Source organism: Azospirillum agricola (assembly GCF_020005195.1).
GTDB lineage: Bacteria > Pseudomonadota > Alphaproteobacteria > Azospirillales > Azospirillaceae > Azospirillum > Azospirillum agricola.
In genome coordinates this window covers 805043-823362 of record NZ_JAIFZR010000002.1, presented here as the reverse complement: position 1 = coordinate 823362, position 18320 = coordinate 805043, and the positions used below count along the sequence as shown (strand labels likewise).

General features: G+C 71.0%; 13 protein-coding genes. 3 read left to right on the top strand and 10 right to left on the bottom strand.

Annotated features, from left to right (window positions below; translation table 11 throughout):
- Position 1: 1 nt before the first annotated feature.
- The 10 genes from JN22_RS06590 to JN22_RS06545 form a co-directional block, all read right to left on the bottom strand.
- On the bottom strand, positions 2–763 hold the full coding sequence (locus JN22_RS06590; protein ID WP_085553141.1) for an ABC transporter ATP-binding protein: 762 nt from the start codon (positions 761–763) through the stop codon (positions 2–4).
- Entirely contained in the window at positions 760–1788 is a 1029-nt protein-coding gene (locus JN22_RS06585; protein WP_143268162.1) for a branched-chain amino acid ABC transporter permease, read from the bottom strand. The genes JN22_RS06590 and JN22_RS06585 overlap by 4 nt, the downstream gene beginning before the upstream one ends.
- 7 nt (positions 1789–1795) lie before the next feature.
- The gene (locus JN22_RS06580) at positions 1796–2689 is read right to left on the bottom strand and encodes a branched-chain amino acid ABC transporter permease (RefSeq protein WP_085553139.1); all 894 of its coding nucleotides are present in this window, start codon (positions 2687–2689) and stop codon (positions 1796–1798) included.
- 35 nt (positions 2690–2724) lie between these two features.
- Entirely contained in the window at positions 2725–3900 is a 1176-nt protein-coding gene (locus JN22_RS06575; RefSeq protein WP_085553138.1) for an ABC transporter substrate-binding protein, read from the bottom strand.
- 75 nt (positions 3901–3975) lie between these two features.
- Entirely contained in the window at positions 3976–4785 is an 810-nt protein-coding gene (locus tag JN22_RS06570; protein ID WP_085553137.1) for an enoyl-CoA hydratase/isomerase family protein, read from the bottom strand.
- A 31-nt stretch (positions 4786–4816) separates the two neighbouring features.
- A complete protein-coding gene (locus JN22_RS06565) occupies positions 4817–6367 on the bottom strand; it encodes an AMP-binding protein (RefSeq protein WP_085553136.1) in 1551 nt (516 codons plus the stop codon).
- Positions 6360–6878: a (2Fe-2S)-binding protein gene (locus JN22_RS06560; protein ID WP_085553135.1), complete on the bottom strand. Its 519-nt coding sequence runs from the start codon at positions 6876–6878 to the stop codon at positions 6360–6362. The genes JN22_RS06565 and JN22_RS06560 overlap by 8 nt, the downstream gene beginning before the upstream one ends.
- Positions 6866–7705: an FAD binding domain-containing protein gene (locus tag JN22_RS06555; RefSeq protein WP_085553134.1), complete on the bottom strand. Its 840-nt coding sequence runs from the start codon at positions 7703–7705 to the stop codon at positions 6866–6868. Before JN22_RS06555 ends, JN22_RS06560 begins: the two co-directional genes overlap by 13 nt.
- Complete coding sequence (locus tag JN22_RS06550) at positions 7702–10716, bottom strand: xanthine dehydrogenase family protein molybdopterin-binding subunit (RefSeq protein WP_085553133.1); 3015 nt, start codon at positions 10714–10716, stop codon at positions 7702–7704. The genes JN22_RS06555 and JN22_RS06550 overlap by 4 nt, the downstream gene beginning before the upstream one ends.
- A gap of 110 nt (positions 10717–10826) precedes the next feature.
- Positions 10827–11699, bottom strand: coding sequence for an AraC family transcriptional regulator (locus JN22_RS06545; RefSeq protein WP_085553132.1), 873 nt, complete (start codon positions 11697–11699; stop codon positions 10827–10829).
- A gap of 766 nt (positions 11700–12465) precedes the next feature.
- Between JN22_RS06545 and nirB the strand changes: the two genes are divergently transcribed.
- The 3 genes from nirB to JN22_RS06530 are packed head-to-tail and all read left to right on the top strand — an operon-like array spanning position 12466 to position 18111.
- A complete protein-coding gene (gene nirB, locus JN22_RS06540) occupies positions 12466–14997 on the top strand; it encodes a nitrite reductase large subunit NirB (protein ID WP_179166061.1) in 2532 nt (843 codons plus the stop codon).
- Positions 14998–15002: 5 nt separating this feature from the next.
- Positions 15003–15392, top strand: coding sequence for a nitrite reductase small subunit NirD (gene nirD, locus JN22_RS06535; RefSeq protein WP_085553131.1), 390 nt, complete (start codon positions 15003–15005; stop codon positions 15390–15392).
- Entirely contained in the window at positions 15385–18111 is a 2727-nt protein-coding gene (locus tag JN22_RS06530; protein WP_085553130.1) for a nitrate reductase, read from the top strand. The genes nirD and JN22_RS06530 overlap by 8 nt, the downstream gene beginning before the upstream one ends.
- Positions 18112–18320: the final 209 nt, after the last annotated feature.

Here is an 18320-nt window from a genome sequence, read left to right as displayed (position 1 = left end):
GTCACGCGTGTCCGAAATAGGCGGCCTGGACGGCCGGGTTGGCCCGCACGGCGGTGGGGGGGCCCTCGGCGATCTTGCGCCCCTGGGCCATGACGACGACATGGTCGGACAGGCTCATCACCAGCCCGATGTCGTGTTCGATCAGAAGCACCGTCAGGTCGCCGGCCAGTGATTTGATGAGGTCGCCGGTGTCGGCGGTGTCGCCGTGGCTCATGCCCTGGGTCGGCTCGTCGAGCAGCAGGACGCGCGGCTCGCAGGCCAGCGCCACCGCGATCTCCAGCCGGCGCTGTTCGCCGTGCGACAGGTTGCCGGCCAGCGCGTCCGCCTTGGCGGTCAGGCCGAAACGCTCCAGCAGGGCGTCGGCCTTGACCAGCGCCTTGCGGCTGCGCCCCAGCGGCAGCATGGCGCGCCACGGGGTTTCCAGGATTTGCGCGGCGATGCGCAGGTTTTCCAGCACCGGCAGTTCGAAGAACAGGTTGGTGATCTGGAAGGAACGCGCCAGCCCACCCGCCAGCATCCGGTCGGGCGACCGGCCGGTGACGTCGGTGCCGTCCAGCGTCACCCGTCCGCCGGTCGGCCGGATGGCGCCGCTGATCAGGTTGAACAGCGTGCTCTTGCCCGCCCCGTTGGGGCCGATGACCGAGGTGATGCGGCCCCGCCCGGCCTCGAAGCCGACGCCGGCGACCGCCTGGAGCCCGCCGAAATTCACCGACAGGTCGCGCACGCTGAGAGCGGGTGTGGCGGTTGCGGTGGTCGAGGTCATGGCGCGGCCCTCCGGCCGTGCCGGGCTCTGGCGGCGGCGCGGCGCTCCAGCCAGGGCAGCAGGGCGCCGACCAGCCCCTTGCGCAGGAAGATGACGGACAGCATGAAGATCACTCCCACGACGATCAGGTGATGCTCGGTCCAGGACCCGACGACGGAGCGCAGCGCGGTCAGCAGGACGCTGCCGGCGATCGGCCCGATCAGGGTGCCGACGCCGCCGACGATGACCGTCACCACCGCGTTGCCCGAGGTGTGGAAGAACAGAAGCTCGGGCGAGACGAAGCCGCGCAGCATCGGGTAGAGCGCGCCCGACAGCGCCGCCACGCAGGCCGCCAGCACATAGACCGCCAGCTTGTGGCCCCAGGCGTTGAAGCCCAGGAAGGGCACCCGCTTCTCGTTGGCGCGGATGGCGGCCAGCGTGCGGCCGAACGGCGCGTCCATCAGATAGGCCAGCCCGGCGTAGACCGCCATGGTCAGCCCCAGCACGAACAGGAAGAAGGACAAGGGGTCGGCGGTGTCGAGCGCCAGCGGCCCCAGCGTGACGCGGATCTGCGGAATGCCGATGATGCCGTCCGACGCGCCCAGCTCGCGCGTGTTGTAGACGGCCTTCGCCACCACCTGGGCCAGACCGAAGGTGATCAGCGCGAAATAGACGCCCTTCACCCGGTTGGCGATGACGCCGCCGACAAGCCCGGCCAGGGCGCCCGCCGCCAGCGCCGCCCCGGTCGCCAGCCAGAAGCTCGGCGCGCCGTCGCGCAGCACCAGCGCCGACACGTAGGCGCCCAGACCGAAATACAGCGCCTGCCCCAGCGACAGCATGCCGGTGTAGCCGAGCAGCAGGTCGACGCTCATCGCCAGCCCGGCGAAGATCAGCGCCTCGGTCGCCAGCCGCAGGTAGAAGCCGTTCCCGGTCGTCCAGGCGACGGCGGCGAAGACCAGCGCCGCGGCGAGGAACAGCAGCGCCAGCCAGTGGGTGGCGTTCAACGGCCCGCGCGACGGCGACCGGGGCAGGGAAACAGCGGTCATGACGGCCTCACGCATTGCCCAACCTCCCGAACAGGCCCCGCGGCCGGACCATGAGCACCAGCACCATGATCCCGAACACCAGGGGATCCGACCAGACCGGCGAGATGTAGAGGCTGGAGATCGCCTGAACCTGCGTCAGCAGAAGCCCGGCGACCACCGCCCCCTGGATCGACCCCATGCCGCCGACGATGACGACGGTGAAGGCCATCAGGATGAAATCGCGGCCCATGGTCGGGAACACCGAATAGATCGGGGCCAGCAGCACGCCGGACAGGCCGGCCAGCGCCACCCCGAAGGCGAAGGTTCCGGCGTAGACCCGGCGCACCGGCACCCCCAGCGACGACGCCATGTCCTTGTCGAAGGCCGCCGCCCGCACCATGGCGCCCAGCCGCGTGCGGAACACCACCACCCACACGGCGGCGATCAGCGCCAGCCCGAAGCCGATCAGGAACAGCCGGTAGTTGGGCAGGAACATGCCGAGGATCTCGGTGCCGCCCGCGATCGGGGTCTCCGGCCGCATCGTGTTGGGGCCGTAGACCAGCTTCAGCACGTCCTCCAGGATCATGCCCAGCCCGAAGGTCAGCAGCAGGGTCAGGATGTGGCGGTCGCGGCTGTGGAAGACCCGCTGGATCAGCCAGCGCTCCGCCGCCCAGCCGATGGGGATCATCAGCAGCGGCACCAGCACCAGCAGCGCCCAGAAGCCGACGCCCAGCCCGGCGAGGCTGAGCGCCAGGAAGGCGCCCATGGCGTAGAACTCGCCATGGGCCATGTTGATGACGTCGAGAAGGCCGAAGATGATCGTCAGCCCCAACGCCATCAGCACGACGGCGACGCCGAGCGACAGCCCGTTCAGCGCCTGCGGCGCCAGGATGAATTGCAGATAGTCGATGGTCTCGGCCATGGGTCGGTGTCCGGGAATGGGAGGACTGGTCGGGGTCAGAACCGCGCGCAGAGGTCCGGGCCGATGGCGGCCTCGCCGGGGACCGTGCCGACGATGGTGAAGCGGCCCTCGGTGACGCGCACCGCGTACATGTCCTGGATCGCCTGATGGTCGCCGCCGCGCATGGTCTTGAGGCCCTGCGGCGTCGGCCATTGCAGGCCGCGCATCGCCTCGCGCAGCTTGGCCGTCTCGGTGGTTCCGGCCTTCTCGACCGCCGCCTTGTAGAAGGCGAGCAGGCCGTAGCTGTCCGCCCCGTACAGGTCGGGGGCGGCGTTGTAGGCCTTGCGGAAGGCGGCGACGAAGGCCTTGTTCTCCGGCGTGTCGAGTTCCGCCGAATAGCCGACGCCGGTGACGAAGCCGTCCGCCGCCTTGCCGATGGCGCCGATGTTCTGCGCGGTGACGGTGCCCGAGGCGCCGACCACGGTCAGGTTGCGCAGCAGCCCGTATTCGCTCATCTGCGTCAGCAGCCGCACCGTGTCGTTGCCGGCGGTCGAGGTGTAGAGCACGGCCGGCCGGGCGGCGCGGAGCTGGCCGAAATACTGCGAGTAGTCCTTGCTGTCGAGCGGGGCGAAGACCTCGCCGGTGGATTGGGCGCCGGTCTTCTCCGCCGCCGCCTTGAAGGCGGCGACGGTGGAGCGGCCCATCTCGTAGTCGGGACCGAGGTAGTAGACCTTGGCCTGCGGCTTGTCCTTGGCCAGCCATTCCGCCAGCGCCGCCGACTGCTGCCCCGCCCGCGCGTTCACCCGGAAGACGTTGGGCGAGCATTTGTCGGTGGTGATGGCGTCGGAGAACGACACCGTCGTGGCGATCAGCCGGTCGTTGCGCTCGGCCAGCTGCCCGACCGCCAGGGTCGATCCGGAATTGACGGTGCCGGTCAGGAAATCGACCTTGTTGACCTGGAACAGCTTTTCCGCCTTCTGCGTGGCGACCGCCGGGTTCGCCTCCTCGTCCTCGAACAGCAGCTCCACCGGGCGGCCCATGATGCCGCCGGCGGCGTTGACCTCCTTGAGGGCGAGTTCCAGCCCCCAGCGGACCTGCTGGCCGATCGGCGCGTAGGTGCCCGACAGCGGCGTCACCACGCCGATACGGATCGGGTCGGCGGCGGACGCGCCACCGGCGAGCCCGAGCAGGGCGAGCGCGGCGGCGGTGCCGAGAAGCGTGGCTTTGGTCATGATTGTTGTTTCCTCCCTGTGTCGGTTGTGCTTTGGACGGGCGGTCTTCAGACGCCCCTGGTCAGACGCCCCTGGTCAGACGCCCTTGAAGACCGGCTTGCGCTTTTCGGTGAAGGACTCCACGCCCTCCTTGAAGTCCGCCGACCCGCGCAGGCGGCCGTAGGCCTGGCCCTCGATCTCGATGGCGCCGTTGACCGGGACGTTGTTGCCGCTGTTCAGCACGCCCTTGATGGTGCGCTGGGCGAGCGGCGAGAAGCCGCGCAGCTCGTTCACCAGCGCCGCGACGGCGCCTTCCAGCTCGGCATCGGCGACGCATTCGGTGACGAAGCCCCAGTCGGCGGCCTGACGTCCGGGAATGCGCTTGGCGCGCATCACCATGTCCTTGGTGCGGGCGATGCCGATCATGTGCAGCAGGCGCGCCGAGCCGCCCGAGCCGGGGATCATGCCGATGCGCATCTCCGGCAGGGCGAACTGCGCGGTGTCCGAGGCGATGCGGAAGTCGCAGGCGAGCGACAGCTCGAAGCCGACGCCGAAGCAATAGCCGCGCACCTGGGCGATCACCGGCTTGCGGCAGCGTTCCGGGGCGGCGATGTTGACCGCCAGCTCGGACACATGCTCCGGCGTCATTTCCATGAAGCCGGTGATCTTGCCGCCGGACGAGAAATTCTCGCCCTCGGCCCGGAGGACGATGACGCGCACCCTGGGATCGCGGTCGAGCGCGGCGAAGGCGGCGCTGAACTGCTCGCGCTGGCGCATGCTGACGATGTTGAAGGGCGGGCGGTCCAGCACGATGTCGGCGCGCTCGACGGCCTCGTCGATCTCCACGCGGAAGCCGTCGAGGTCGGCGAGCAGGCTGTCGGCGCTGGCGAAGCGGTAGGGGGTCACGGTAGACACTCCATGGATGGTATGAGGGGGGTCAGGATCCGGCCGGCAGGCGTTCGGTCTGGAACTCGCCGGCCTGGAGCTTGCGCCGCAGGATCTTGCCGACCGGCGATTTCGGGATTTCGTCGAGGAAGACGTACTCGCGCGGACGCTTGAAGTTGGCGAGGCCGGAGGCGCGGCAATGCTCGTCCAGCGTGGCCGCCCCGACGCCCTCGGCGCGCTTGACGAAGGCGACGACGCGCTGGCCCCAGCGCTCGTCGGGCAGGCCGGCGATGGCGACCTCCAGCACGCCCGCGTGCAGCGACAGGACGCTTTCGATCTCCACCGGGGAGACGTTCTCGCCGCCGGTGATGATCATGTCGTCGACCCGGCCGGTGACGAACAGGTCGCCGTCGGCGTCGAGGAAACCGGTGTCGCCGGTGAAGTACCAGCCGCCGCGCAGCGCCTTGGCATCGGCGTCGGGGCGCTTCCAGTAGCCTTCGAAGGATTCGTCGCCGCTCAGGTCGGCGACGATCTGGCCCTCCTCGCCCGGTGCCGCCAGGGCGTCGGGATCGGGGGTGCCGAGCCGGACGACGCGGATGCGCTGATTCAGCGCCGCCTTGCCGGCCGAGCCCGGCTTGGCCGGGGCGTTCTGGTCGATGGTGAAGGTGTAGATTTCCGACGAGCCGTAATGATTGACGAACAGCTCCGGCTTGAAGGCGGCGTCCAGCCGCTTCAGCAGCCCGTCGGTCATCGACGCCCCGGCGAAGCCCAGCTTGCGCACCGACGACAGGTCGGTCGCCGAAAAGCGCGGGTCGGCCAGCAAATCATGGTAGAGCGTCGGCACCAGATACAGGCAGGTCAGCCGTTCCGCCGCGATCAGCTCCAGCGCGCGGGCGGTGTCGAAGCGCGGCAGGCCGACGAAGCATCCGTCGATCAGCGCCATCGCCAGCAGCGAACGCACGCCCATCGTGTGGTAGAGCGGCATCACGCCGAGCGTCCGCTCGCCCCGCCGGTAGCAGTTCTGCGCGACATGGGCGATGGCGGCGGCGCGTTCGGCGCGGTGGCGGCGCGGCACGCCCTTCGGCTTGCCGGTGGTGCCGGAGGTGTAGAGGAACAGCGACGCATGCTCGGCCGTGGCGCGCGACACGGGCGGTGCCGGATCGCCGGCCAGCAGGTCGGCGAAGGCGTGGGAACCGCCGCCCAACTCCTGTCCCGCGTCCCCGACCGCGACGCGCGGCAGGGCGAGGGCGGCGGGGGACGCGGCGACGGCCTCGGCCGACACGTCCTGGAAGACCAGGAGGCGGACCTCGGCGTCGGGCAGGCAGTAATCCAGCTCGTCCGCCTTCACCCGCCAGTTCAGCGGCACCACGGCGATGCCGGCGAGTTGGCAGGCCCAATGGATGGTCGCCATTTCCCAAGTGTTTTGCAGGGCGGTGGCGATGCGGTCGCCGGGACGGAGCCCGAAGCCGTCGAACGCGCCGACCAGCCGGCGGATGCGGTCCAGCCATTGCGCGTAGGTCAGGCGGGTGTCGCCGTCGACGATGGCGAGCGCGTCGGGGCTTCGTTCGGCGCTGGCGAGGATGCTGCGGCCCAGGTCAAACATGGGCGGTCTCCCCGCTGGGGATTGCTTGGCCGGTCACGTCCATCACGGCGCGGACGATGCCGGCGTAGCCGGTGCAGCGGCAGAGATGGCCGCTCAACATGTCGCGCAGATCCTCCTCGGTGGGGTTCGGGGTGCGCTCCAGCCAATCCGACAGCGACATCAGGATGCCGGCGGTGCAGAAGCCGCATTGCAGGGCGTGATGGCGGCGGAAAGCCTCCTGAAGGGCGGTCATCCGGCCCTGGTTGGCCTCGGCCAACCCCTCCACCGTGTCCACCCGGCGACCGTCGGCCTGCACCGCCAGCGTCAGGCAGGCGCGGACGGCGACACCGTCCAGCCGCACCGTGCAGGCGCCGCAGACGCCATGCTCGCAGCCGACGCGGGTGCCGTGGGCGCCCAGCTCATGCCGCAGGAAGTCGCTCAGCAGCAGGCGTGGGTGGGCCTGCCCGCTGCGCGGACGGCCGTTCAGCGTGATGGTGACGGTGTGTCGAGCGTCGGCGTTCAAGACCGGCATGACAGGGCTTCCTCAAGAACGGTGCGGCCGATGCGGCGGACAAGCTCGCGGCGGTAGCGGGCGCTGGCGTGCTGGTCGTCGTCACCGCCGAGATCCCAGGCGAAGGCGTTGAGATCCGTGTCGAGCGTCGCGGGCAGGGCGCCGCCGGGGGCCAGCGGCCAGGACCGCGCCGTCGGCCGGTCGGCGACCCCGCCGACGGCGAGGCCGATCCGCTCGGCCGTTGCCGTGGCGGCGCAGGCGGCGATGGCGAAATCGCCGTGGCGCATCGACATCTCGCGGAACGCATGCCCGGAACCGGGCGTGGCGAGGGGGAAGCGCAGACTTTCCACGATCTCGTCGGCGGCGCGCGCCGTGGTCAGCGGCCCCAGGAAGAAATCGGCGGCGGCGACGATGCGGCGGCGCCTGGCGTTGCGCAGCACCACCTCTCCCCCGGTCGCGACGAGGCAGAGCGGCACCTCGGCGCTGGGATCGGCGTGGGCGGCCGATCCGCAGAGCGTGCCCCGGTTGCGCGTCTGGACATGCCCGACCCAGGGCAGGGCGGCGGCGAGCAGCGGCACCTCGTCCTTCAAGGTGGCGCGGGCCAGCGCCTGCGCCTGCGTGACGGCGGCGCCGATGGTCAGCCAGCCGTCCTCCGCGCGCAGCGTGCGCAACTCGGACAGGCCGCCGAGGTCGATCAGCAGGCGCGGCTGCACGAGGCGCATGTTCAGCATCGGCATCAGCGACTGGCCGCCGGCGATCACGCGGGCGTCGTCGCCCCCGGCGGCCAGCGCCGCCAGCGCGTCGGCGACCGTCGCCGGCCGCAGATAGTCGAAGGGAGCGGGCTTCATCGGCGGATTCCCAGAAGGCTTGCCAAGCGGGCGAGCAGGGAGGGGCGTTCGGTCGCGACGCCGCCTCCCCCGGCGCGGGCGACCAGCTTTTCGAAGAACTGGCCGATCAGCAGGCGCGACGCGCTGTCGAGCATCCGGCCGCCGACCGCCGCGACCTTGCCGCCGACCTCCGCGCTGTAGCGGTAGGTGACGCGGGTGCCGCCGTCGGTGCGCTCCAGCGTGACATGGCCGGTGCCGCGCCCGGTGCCGAGCGCGCTCGCCCCGCTGCCGGTCAGGGTCAGGCCGTTGGGCGGGTCGAGGTCGGACAGCGCCACCTCGGCGGTGTAGCGGCCGCGCACCGGCCCGATGCCGACCACCACCTCGGCCCGGTAGGCGTCGGGACCGGCACGCTCCAGCGCCTCGCAGCCAGGGAGAAGGGCCGCCAATTCCTTGGGATCGAGCAGGATGGCCCAGACCTGTTCGGGCGTCGCCGGAACCTCGCGGCTGCCCTCGCCGGTCAGGCCGCGCCCGCCCGGCTTGACGGGCTGCTTGGCGGATGGGGAGCGGGTGGTGCCGGCCGGACGGGGCGGCTCGTCGGCGGGGTGGATCAGCGTCGCCAGCCTGGCCGGGGTCAGCGGCAGGGACGGCACGGCGCCGCCCAGCGCGTCCGCCGCCGCGTTGGCGAGGCAGACCGGGGTGCTCATGCAGTTGCCCTCGCCGACGCCCTTGGCGCCGAGCGGCGTGAAAGGCGACGGGGTTTCGCGGTGCAGGATCACCGGCACCGGCACCTCGCAGGCGGTCGGCACCAGATAGTCGGCGAAGGTCCCCGACAGGAAGCGGCCATCGTCGCCGTAGGCGTATTCCTCGTACAGCGCGGTGCCGACGGCGTGGGCGAAGCCGCCGAGGATTTGCCCCTCCACCAGCAGCGGATTCAGCAGCCGCCCGGCGTCGTGCATGGTGACGTAGCGGTCGATGCGCAGCGCCCCGGTCGTCCGGTCGATCTCGACCCCACAGAAATCGAAGATGAAGCCGTAGCAGGCCGAACTGTTGATGGAATCGGCCTCGGTCGGCGCCTTCAGGGGCTCCGGCGTCCAGAAGGCGGTTTCACGCAGGGCCGCCTCCTGCCCGTCCGGCAGCGTGCCGGGCGCCCAATGGCCGGCGGCGGCGACGCGGGAGAAGGACAGCGCGTTGTCCGGGTTGCCGGACGCGAAGATTTTGCCCCCGGCGAAGCGCACCTCGTCGGGCGTGGTGTTCAGCGGGGCGGCGGCGAGCGCCGCCAGCCGGTCGCGCAGCCGGGTCGCGGCGATCTGGGCCGCCCCGGCGACGGCCCCGGCGAAGCGGCTGGAATAGTTGCCCGACGCGATCGACCACGCGTCCTTGCCGGTGTCGAGGTCGGTGTTGACGCGGATGTCCTCGAACCGCAGGCCGAACACGTCGGCGACCACCTGGGCCAGCACCGTGCGGTGCCCCTGGCCCTGGGGGGCCGACGCGACGCTGACCGACACGCCGCCGGTCGGATCGACGGCGACGCTGGCGGTCGCCTGCGCGCCGTTCTTGGGACCGGCCTTGCGGCGCTCCCCGGCGGTCAGCACCGTGGTGATGTAGCCCATGTTGGAGATCGACGGCTCGACCACGGCGGCGTAGCCGATGCCGTACAGCCGCCCCTCCGCCCGCAGCGCGTCGCGCCGGGCCTTCAGCGCGTCCAGCGCGCCGTCGCGCACCGCCTCCTCCAGCGTCGCGCGGTAGTCGCCGGAATCGAGCAGCCCGCCGGACGCGGTGCGGTGGGGCATCGATTCGGCCGCCACCAGATTGCGGCGGATGACGTCGAGCGGGTCGAGCCCGAGCTCCACCGCGACGCGGTTCATCAGCCGTTCCAGCCCGTAATAGAGCTGCCCGCCGCCGAAGCCCCGGTTCAGCCCGGTCGGCGTCTTGTTGGTGACGACGATGCGGTTGGTCAGGGCCAGATGGGGAATGTCGTAGGCGCCGGTCAGATTGCCGTGGTTGCGGTAGAGCGAGGCCGGCTCGGGCGCCCGCAGATAGGCGCCGCAATCCTCCGTCTGCTCCATGCGCAGGGCCAGCACCTTGCCGCCGGCGTCCACGGCGGCCTCGATCCGCAGCCGCCGCGCGGTGGCCGAGGTGGCGGCCATCAGATGCTCCAGCCGGTCCTCGACCCACTTCACCGGCCGTCCGGCGGCCCGCGCGCAGACGCCCATCAGGACGACGTAGGGGAAGACCGCCTGCTTGTTGCCAAAGCTGCCGCCGGAATGGGGCGGCGTCCTCAGCCGCAGCCGCGATCCCGGAACGTTCAGCGCGCGGGCCATCACCGGATGCACCGCGAAGGGGCCGGAGAAGTTGGACAGGACCTCGTAGGAATCCTCCGCCGCGTCGTAGTCGGCCAGCACGACGAAGCACTCCATCGGCGTGCAGGAGTTGCGCGGGTATTCGACCTCCACCGTCACCACGCGGGCCGCCGCGGCGAAGGCCGCGTCGGGATCGCCGTAGAGGAACGGGCGGCTGTTGACGATGTTGGAGCCGACCGCCGGGTGCAGCGCTTCGCTGTCCGGCGAGAGGGCCTGCGCGATGGAGGTCACCGGCGGCAGCGGCCGGTAGCGCGCCTGGATGTGGTCGAGCGCGTCCTCCGCCCGGTAGCGGTCGTCGGCCAGCACCACGGCGACCGGCTCGCCGACGTAGCGGACACGGTCGACGGCGAGGCACCAATGCTCCATCGGCGCGCGCACGCCGACCAGGAAGGCGCTGGCGTAGCGCTTGGCGTCCTCGCCCGTCACCACGGCGGCGACGCCCGGCATGGCGAGCGCGGCGGCGGTGTCCAGCCCCAGCAACTCGGCGTGGGCGTGGGGCGAGCGCAGGACCGCCGCATGCAGGGTGCCGGGTTTCACCGGCAGATCGTCGGCGTAGCGCGCCACGCCGGTCAGCAGCGCCGCGTCCTCGACGCGCGGCATGGCGCGGCCGACGAAGGGGTCGCCGGTTCGCGACTTTTCCGCTGTTCGTTCAACGGTCTGGGTTGCCGTCATGCTGTCCTCCCGTTACGGGGGAAGACTAGACCGGACGGCGCGTGGACCCTTTACCGTGGGGTGTCGCGAATTACCCTAGCGTCTCATTTTCATGAATGCGGGGGCCGTGTCTATTGAGGCCGCGCCCGGTCCACCCCCATCCGGCCGACCAGGGTCACGACCCGGCGGTATTCGGTCGGGGTCACGCCCTGGTGGTTGCGGAAGAAGCGGCTGAAATGGCTGGGCGCCGCGAAACCGAGGCGTCCCGACACCTCGGTGGCGCTTTCGGTGCCGCCGGCCATGGCGTCGATGGCGGCCTCCATGCGCAGCACGTTGAAATAGAGCGCCGGGGTGATCGCCATGGTCTGCTGGAACAGGCGGAACATGTGGGCGCGCGACAGGCCGGCGGCGGCTGCGACCCGGCCGGCGTCGAACTCCTCGCCCAGCGTGCCCGCCATGAAGCGGATCGCCTGACGGACGCGGAAATCGGTGGCCGTGGCGGGCATCGTCACCTGCGTGCCGCGCAGGCTGCGCCATTCGGAAAAACGGTCGATGATGGCGATCATCAACTCGAACAGCGCGTGCTCCATCCGGTCGCCCGAGGGATCGTCGTACAGCAGCTCCTCCGCCATCCGGTCGGCGAGCTTGCGGATCCGGGGCGTCAGCGTGCCGCAGGATTGCGGGAAGAAGCCGGGGCTGCCGCTGGCGGTGAATTCCCGCTGCATCTCGCCGAGCCAGCGCGGTTCGATGTACAGCGCCAGGATCACGGTGCGCGGCGCGCCCGGCTGGTGGGCGTAGGAATGCGCCTCCCAACTGTTGACCAGCACGGCGGTGTCGTCGAGCAAGGGGTGGATCTCCTCGCGCACGGCGAATTGCGTGTCGGCCCCCGACGCCTTGATCAGCACATGGCAATGGGGATGCGCGTGGTGGATCAGCGCGTTGTCCATGTCGAGCAGGGCGACGCGGCCGAACTGCCCCTGGTGGATGCGCATGGCCTTGGACATGGCGCGTCTCCCTTCCTGTCCGCTCGTTTCGGTCGGGCGGCTGAATTGTTCGTATCTATAGCTAATCGGAACATGGCGGGATTGCCAGCGGCACGGCGTGGACTCCGCCAAAAGAAAAAGCCGTTCCGACGTCCCGAGAGAGGGCCCGTGGTCAGGGCGTGCCGACGTCCTCCACCGTGCCGGCGTTCGGATGGGCACCACGCTCGGGGGTGTGACCGGCGCGACCCTTTGGTGTGACCGGGAGATGCCCAATGAACGGGCATCCGTCGCGGAAGGCAGGATGGCGCCAAGCGCAACGGCAACCCCGCTTGCGTCCGTCCCACCCTTTGACCGCGCTGCGGCGTTCGCGCGGACTGCTGTTTTTTGGGGCGCACAAGGGCCGCCCTGTCCGTTTTGTGACCAACACTTAAGTATGGCCCCGAAGCAGGCACCTAGGTGCTGATCCCGAACCGGCGGCGTTCCCGGCGCAAACGCTGGCGTTCCCGCCGAAGGGACGCATCGCGCCCTGCTTGGCACGCGGCTTGCGAAGAGAGCGGCGAGACAAGCGCGGGCGCCGGCAACGTCGCCGACACCCGCCGAGAGGGCCGGATCCGGGCGACGCAGCGCGGACTTCGGCCAGGGTTCGACGACGAACCGCCCGGACAACGGCGTCCGAACAGGCTGGCATCCGCTCTTTCCGGGCGGGCTGCGGGCCCGTTCGGACGCCTTTCTTTTTGGCCCCGTGCCTGACCCTTCGGCAGGCCGGCAGCGAGACGAGGCAGACGCCATGGACATGCATCACCCGCTCTCATCACCCATCGGGCCAGTCGTCGGACAGGACGAGACGCAAGCTCACACCCGCGCCCCCGCCAGGGAACGCCTGATCGTCGTCGGCAACGGCATGGCCGGGATGCGGACGGTCGAGGAACTGCTGGCCAAGGCGCCGGGCCGTTACGAGATCACCGTCTTCGGGGCCGAGCCGCACCCCAACTACAACCGCATCATGCTGTCGCCGGTGCTGGCCGGCGAGAAGACCTTCGACCAGATCGTGCTGAACAGCCGCGCCTGGTACGAGGAGAACAACATCACCCTGCTGACCGGCGAGCCGGTCGAGAGCATCGACCGCGCCGCCCGCACCGTCACCTCGATGGGCGGCCGGACGCTCTCCTACGACCGGCTGCTGCTCGCCACCGGCTCGATGCCCTTCATCATCCCGGTGCCGGGCGCGACCCTGCCGGGGGTGATCGGCTTCCGCGACCTCGCCGACGTCGACGCCATGCTCGACGCGGCGGCGAAGGGCGGGCGCGCCGTGGTCATCGGCGGCGGGCTGCTCGGGCTGGAGGCCGCCAACGGGCTGCGGGTCAAGGGGATGGACGTCACCGTCGTCCATCTGATGCCGACGCTGATGGAACGCCAGCTCGACCCCTCGGCCGGCACCCTGCTGCAACGCGAGCTGGAGCGGCGCGGCATCACCGTGCTGTGCGGCGCCGACACCGCCGCGATCGTCGGCACGGAGCGCGCCGAGGCGGTCCGCCTGAAGGACGGGCGCGAGCTGCCCGCCGACATCGTGGTCATGGCCGTCGGCATCCGCCCCAACATGGCGCTGGGCAAGGCCGCCGGGCTGGAGTGCGGGCGCGGCATCCGCGTCGACGACCGGATGCGCACCAGCGACCCGGCGATTTGCGCGGTCGGCGAATGCGTCGAGCATCGCGGCCTGACCTACGGCCTCGTCGCCCCGCTGTTCGAGATGGCCAAGGTGCTGGCCGGCGACCTTGCGGCCGGGCCCGAGGGCGAAGGGGGCGGGGGCTACGCCGGCTCCGTCACCTCGACCAAGCTGAAGGTCACCGGGGTGGACGTCTTCTCGGCCGGCGACTTCTCCGGCGGCGAGGGGACCGAGGACATCGTCTTCCGCGACGCGGCGCGCGGTGTCTACAAGCGGCTGGTGCTGAAGGACGGCCGGCTGCTGGGCGCCGTGCTCTATGGCGACACCAAGGATGGCGGCTGGTACTTCTCGCTGCTCAAGGACGGCGCCGAGCTGGGGGCCGAGCGCGACACCATGATCTTCGGCCAGGGGTTCGGGGGGGCCGACGCCGGAAACCCTAAGGCCGCCGTTGCCGCCCTCCCCGACAGCGCGGAGATTTGCGGCTGCAACGGCGTCTGCAAGGGCACCATCGTCAAGGCGATCACCGAAAAGGGCCTGACCAGCCTGGACGAGGTGCGCGCCCACACCAAGGCATCGGCCTCCTGCGGCACCTGCACCGGCACGGTGGAGACGCTGCTGGCGCTGACCGCCGGCGACGCCTTCACGGCGGCCCCGACGGTCAAGCCGATGTGCAAATGCACCAGCCACGGCCACGACGCGGTGCGCGCCGCCATCGTCGGGCAGGAGCTGCGGACGATGACCGACGTTTTCCAGGCGCTGGAATGGACGACTCCCGACGGCTGCGCCTCGTGCCGGCCGGCGCTGAACTATTACCTGCTGTGCGCCTGGCCGGGCGAATACGCCGACGATTACCAGTCGCGCTACATCAACGAGCGCGCCCACGCCAACATCCAGAAGGACGGCACCTATTCGGTCGTGCCGCGCATGTGGGGCGGGCTGACCAGCGCGTCGGAGCTGCGCGCCATCGCCGACGTCGTCGACAAGTTCGCCATCCCCACCGTGAAGGTCACCGGCGGCCAGCGCATCGACCTGTTCGGCGTGAGGAAGGAGGATCTGCCCGCCGTCTGGGCCGACCTGAACGCCGCCGGCATGGTGTCCGGCCACGCCTACGCCAAGGGGCTGCGCACGGTGAAGACCTGCGTCGGCTCGGAATGGTGCCGCTTCGGCACGCAGGATTCGACCGGGCTGGGCGTCAAGCTGGAGAGGCTGACCTGGGGCACCTGGACGCCGCACAAGGTCAAGCTGGCGGTGTCGGGCTGCCCGCGCAACTGCGCCGAGGCGACCATCAAGGATCTCGGCGTCGTCTGCGTCGACAGCGGCTACGAGCTGCATGTCGGCGGCAATGGCGGCCTGCATGTGCGGGCCTGCGACTTCCTGGTCAAGGTGGCGACCGAGGAGGAGGTGTTCGAATACACCGGCGCCTTCATGCAGCTCTACCGCGAGGAGGCCCGCTATCTGGAGCGCACCGCCCCCTGGCTGGAGCGGGTCGGGCTCGACCACATCAAGGCGGTCCTGGTCGACGACCCCGAGCAGCGCCGGGCGCTGAACGCGCGCTTCGTCTTCTCGCAGAGCTTCTCGCAGGACGACCCGTGGGCGGAGCGCGCCGCCCAGGGCAAGGACCGTCACGAATTCTCGCTGCTCGCCGAGGTGGGGTAAGGACCATGGATCAGATCATCGCCGACATCGACAGCCAGAGCGTCCTGTGGACCGAAGTGGGCACGGTGGACGACATCCCGGTGCTGGGATCCCGCGTGGTCCGCACCGCCACCGGCAACATCGCCCTGTTCCGCACCGCCTCCGACGAGGTCTTCGCGCTGGAGGACCGCTGCCCGCACAGGAACGGCCCGCTGTCGCAGGGCATCGTCCACGGCCGCCGCGTCACCTGCCCGCTGCACAACTGGGTGATCGAGCTGGCGACCGGCGAGGCCGTCGCCCCCGACGAGGGCAACGCCGGCCACATCCCGGTGCGGCTGGTCGGCCGGACCATCACCATCGCGCTCGGCCTCGCCAGGCCGGCGCGCGGCGGCTGCAAGGGCGCCTGCCATGTTTGACGGGGCGGAGCCGGCCGCCTCCGGAGCCGCCGCGCGGGAGGTCCGCACCACCTGCCCCTATTGCGGGGTCGGCTGCGGCGTGGTCGCCGGCGTGGCGGCGGATGGCCGCGTTGCCGTGCGCGGCGACTCCGACCATCCGGCCAACCGGGGGCGTCTCTGCTCCAAGGGCTCGGCGCTGGCCGACACGCTGGTGCCGGGCGAGGCCGGCGGCCGGCTGCTCCATCCGGAGATCGGCGGGCGGCGCGTCGCCTGGGACACGGCCCTCGCTGAAGTCGCAACGCGCTTCAAGGACACCATCGCCGAGCATGGCCCGGACTCGGTCGCCTTCTACGTCTCCGGCCAGCTGCTGACCGAGGACTACTACGTCGCCAACAAGCTGATGAAGGGCTTCATCGGCAGCGCCAACATCGACACCAACAGCCGGCTCTGCATGGCCTCCTCGGTGGCCGGGCACAAGCGTGGGCTGGGCGCCGACGCGGTGCCGGGGACCTACGCTGATTTTGAAACGGCCAAGCTCGTGGTTCTGGTCGGGTCCAATCTGGCGTGGTGCCACCCGGTGCTGAACCAGCGTCTGCTGGCCGCCAGGGCGGCGCAGGGGACGCGGATCGTCGTCGTCGACCCGCGCCGCACCGCCAGCGTGGACGGGGCCGACCGCCATCTGGCGCTGGCCGCCGGCACGGATTCGGTGCTGTTCAACGGGCTGCTGGCCTATCTGCACGCCACCGGCCGCACCGACGCCGTTTTCGTCGGCCGCCGCACCAGCGGATCGGAGGACGCGCTGGCCGCGGCCAGGGCCGAGGCGCCGGACATCGCCACCGTCGCGCGGCGTTGCAAACTCAGCGAGGCGGAGGTCGCTGCCTTCTACGCTGAATTTGCAACGACCGAGCGGGTCGTCACCGTCTATTCCCAGGGCGTCAACCAGTCGTCCCAGGGCACCGACACCGTCAACGCCATCCTGAACGTCCATTTCCTGACCGGGCGGATCGGCCAGCCGGGGATGGGGCCCTTCTCCGTCACCGGCCAGCCCAACGCCATGGGCGGGCGCGAGGTCGGCGGTCTGGCGAACCAGCTCGCGGCCCACATGGGCTTCACGGTGGAGGAGGTCGACCGCGTCCGCCGCTTCTGGGACGCGCCGCGCATGGCGGTGAAGCCGGGGCTGAAGGCGGTCGACCTGTTCCGCGCCATCGAGCGCGGCAGCGTCAAGGCGGTGTGGATCATGGCGACCAACCCGGCCGTCAGCATGCCCGACGCCGGCCGGATCCGCCGGGCGCTGGCGAACTGCCCGACGGTCGTCGTCTCCGACTGCATCCGCGACACCGACACCGGCCGCCTCGCCCACATCCGCCTGCCGGCGGCGGGCTGGAGCGAGAAGGACGGCACCGTCACCAACTCCGACCGCACCATCTCGCGCCAGCGCGCCTTCCGCCCGTTCGAGGGCGAGGCGCGGCCGGATTGGTGGATCCTCACCCAGGTGGCACGGCGGATGGGATTCGCGGATGCCTTCGCCTATGAGAGCGCCGCCGGCGTGTTCCGCGAGCACGCCGCGCTGTCCGCCTTCGAGAACGGCGCGGACTGGATGAGCGAGCGCGCCTTCGACATCGGCGCGCTGGCCGGGATCGGCGACGCTGAATTTGAAACGCTCGCCCCCTTCCCCTGGCCGTGGCGGGCGGGGGAGGCGCCCCGGCAGCGCCTGTTCGCCGACGGCCGCTTCCTCACCGAAGACCGGCGGGCGCGCTTCGTCCCGGTGACGACGCGGGCGCTGCCGCGCTCGCTGCCCGACGGCGCCCTGCTGCTGAACAGCGGGCGGCTGCGCGACCAGTGGCACACCATGACCCGCACCGGGCTGGCGCCGCGCCTGTCGGCCCACGCGCCGGAGCCGTGCCTGGACGTCCACCCGGCCGACGCCGCCGCGCGCGGGCTGGAGGATGGCGGGCTGGCGCGCGTCGTCACCGTGGCCGGCGAGGCGCTGGCGCGGGTCCGGGTCACCGACGGGCAGGGGGAGGGCACCGCCTTCCTGCCGATGCACTGGACCGACCGCTTCACCGGATCCTGCGTGATCGGCCGTCTGGTCGATGACGAGGCGGTCGATCCGCAATCCGGCCAGCCCGACCTGAAGCGGATGCCGGCGACCGTCCAGCCTTACCGGCCCGGCTGGACCGCCTTCCTGCTGACCCGCCGGCCGGTCGAGCCGGCCCATGGCGGCTATTGGGCGCGGCGCGCGGTGGCCGGCGGGCACCTGATCGAGATGGCCGGCACCGGCGCGATCCCCGCAGATCTTGATACGGGCTGGCTGCCGGGCTTCGCGCCTGACGGTGCGGTGATCGAATTCAGCGACGCGGCGCGCGGCGGGTACCGCAAGGCGTGGCTGAGCGGCGACCGTTTGGAAGCCTGCCTGTTCGTCACCGCCACCACGGCCGCCGCCTCCCGCCTGCCGGGCCGCGACTGGCTGGCCGGGCTGCTGGAGGCGGACGGGGTGGACGACGGCCTGCGCGGCGCGCTGCTCGCCGGCCGGGCGCCGGGGGCCAGGGCCGACGAGGGGCGGATCGTCTGTTCCTGTTTCAGCGTCGGCGTCAACCGCCTGATCGCCGCGATCCGCGACCAGGGCATGACCAGCGTGCAGGAGATCGGCGCCGCCCTGAAGGCCGGCACCAACTGCGGATCCTGCGTTCCCGAACTCAAGGAGGTGCTTCGTCATGCTCATCGGCGCGAAATGGCGTGAGCTTCATTTTGGCGAGCCGCTCCCTCTCCCCCCCATCGCAAGCATCGCTTGCGATGCCGACAGGCGAAGCATCGCTTCGCCGATAGGCGGGGAGAGGGTTGGGGTGAGGGGGGTGCGTGGCGGGATTTTGCGGGACTGGCTGAACCCCCTGTTGCAGACCTTCGCGCGTCTGTCGGCGGCGTTTTCCCCCTCACCCCGCCCCTCTCTCC